General features: G+C 50.4%; 3 protein-coding genes. 2 read left to right on the forward strand and 1 reads right to left on the reverse strand.

All coding sequences use genetic code 11. The features are described from left to right. The first annotated feature begins 2 nt into the window (after window positions 1-2). A complete protein-coding gene (locus ACTHUT_RS18390) occupies window positions 3-758 on the forward strand; it encodes a GNAT family N-acetyltransferase (protein ID WP_070632807.1) in 756 nt (251 codons plus the stop codon). Window positions 759-816: 58 nt separating this feature from the next. Beyond that, on the forward strand, window positions 817-1,566 hold the full coding sequence (locus ACTHUT_RS18395; RefSeq protein ID WP_250600763.1) for a lysophospholipid acyltransferase family protein: 750 nt from the start codon (window positions 817-819) through the stop codon (window positions 1,564-1,566). Window positions 1,567-1,617: 51 nt separating this feature from the next. Here the strand turns inward: ACTHUT_RS18395 and gloA are convergent, their stop codons facing one another. After that, the gene (gene gloA, locus ACTHUT_RS18400) at window positions 1,618-2,031 is read right to left on the reverse strand and encodes a lactoylglutathione lyase (protein WP_070589865.1); all 414 of its coding nucleotides are present in this window, start codon (window positions 2,029-2,031) and stop codon (window positions 1,618-1,620) included. Between the last annotated feature and the right edge of the window lie 188 nt (window positions 2,032-2,219).

A 2,219-nucleotide genomic window follows, 5' to 3' on the forward strand; every position in this document is an offset into this window, starting at 1 on the left:
TCATGTCCCCCAGCCGTTTCAATCAAACGGGCCCCAAAATCGGCCTGAGCGTACGCCTTGCAGAAACCCAAGCTGAAATCGAAGCCGCCCAAAGATTGCGCTATCAGGTTTTTGCCCAAGAATTGGGGGCGGAAATCGAAAGCGATGACGGCCGTGATGTCGATCCTTATGATGAGCATTGCCACCACCTGCTTGCCTTCGATGATGCAACCGGCGAAGTTATCGGCTGCTACCGCCTGATTACCGAAGAAACCGCAAAAAAAGTCGGCGGCTGGTACAGCGAGCATGAATTTGACCTTGAGCCTTTGAAAAACATTCTGCCGCAAACCGTCGAACTCGGCCGCGCCTGTACCCACCCGGACTACCGCAACGGCGGCTTGGTCATGCTGTTGTGGACCGGTTTGGTCAAATTCATGAAAGACGAAAACCTACGCTTTATGATTGGTTGCGGCAGTATCGAAATGCGCGACGGCGGCAACGATGCGGCGGGTCTGTATCATGCTTTGAAAGACAAATACCTCGCTCCGGAACAATGGCGTGTCAAACCGCTCAACCCGCTCAAATGGGACAGCATCACGCCGTCTGAAAATCCGCCTGTACCCGCACTGATCAAAGGCTATCTCAAAGCGGGCGCGTGGTTTTGCGGCGAGCCTTGCGTCGATGAAGCGTTCAACTGCGCGGATGTGCTGATCATGATGGACATCAGCCACCTTTCCGACCGCTACTTGCAGCGTTTTGCCCCTAAAACCGATTCATAATAAAAGGCCGTCTGAAACTTCAGACGGCCTGCCTAATCTTTATAAAAAAACACACACAATGACCGCCAAAATCCGTTTTATCTTCCGTATTCTCTGTATTGCCGGCTGCCTTTTGTACGGCATGGCCGAAATGTTTTTTCTGTTTCCCTTTTACAGCAGCAAACGCAAACTGCGCGCAATCCAATTATGGTCGCTGCGCGTGCTCGCTTCCTGCGGCATGAAACTGCAAACTTTCGGCACGCCGCCGCAAGAAGGCCGCGGTCAGATGCTTATCAGCAACCATATTTCATGGTTGGACATTATGGCGGTCAACGGCGCTTTTCCCGGCCGCTTTGTGGCTAAAGACGATGTGGCCAAATGGCCGGTGGTCGGTTATCTCGCCACACAAGCTCAAACGGTTTATGTCTCGCGCAACCGCGGCATCAAAGGCAATTCCGCCAAAATCGCAGGCGTAACCGAAGCACTGAAAAACGGCGATACCGTCACCATTTTCCCCGAAGGCACCAGTACCGAAGGCCGTGAAATCCTGCCGTTCAAACCGAGCTTTTTTCAGACGGCCTATGATGCAGGCGTACCGATTATTCCGGCACTCTGCCGCTATCCGAATCCGGACGGTAGCAGCCCCAATCCGCACACTGCCTACTACGGCGACATCAGCCTCTGGCAATCTATCTGTATGGTCATCAGCCAGCCTTCCAGTACGGTCGAGCTGCATTTCCTCGATCCGATTGAAGCAGGAGAAGACCGTTATGCTACCGCGCTTCATGTACACGCCCTGTTGAGCGAAAAGCAAAAACAGTTGGGCTAATCAAAAAAGGCCGTCTGAATGTTCAGACGGCCTTTTCCATTATCTTATGTCTTAAGATGAATATTGTACCGAATCGCTACCGCTTTTCTTTTGAATAAATTCAATTTTGTAGCCGTCCGGATCTTCGACAAACGCAATCACAGTCGTGCCGTGTTTCATCGGGCCGGCTTCGCGTACCACTTTACCGCCCATCTCTTTGACACGTTCGCACGCAGCGTAAGCGTCATCAACTTCAATCGCGATATGGCCGTAAGCCTCGCCCAAGTCGTAAGACTCGGTATCCCAGTTGTGGGTCAGTTCCAAAACAGTATGGTCCGCCTCATCGCCATAACCGACAAAAGCCAAAGTAAAACGGCCTTCAGGATAATCACGGCGGCGCAACAGTTGCATGTTCAATACGTTTTGATAGAAATCCAAAGAGCGTTCGAGATTGCCGACACGCAACATAGTATGAAGCAAGCGCATGATTTTGTTCCTTTCTGAATTATGTTTGGTTATGGATTATAACATATCGGGCATTTACCCTCCTCAACTTAGAAAATGCCGATACTTAAACCATGTAAAAATGAAGCGTTTCCCCTATCGCTATTTGAATTTAATTTATTAACAAGCACACCGACTGACTAAATTGCTATAATCGCCACACTTACAAC

The organism is Neisseria sp. P0022.S010 (genome assembly GCF_051956635.1).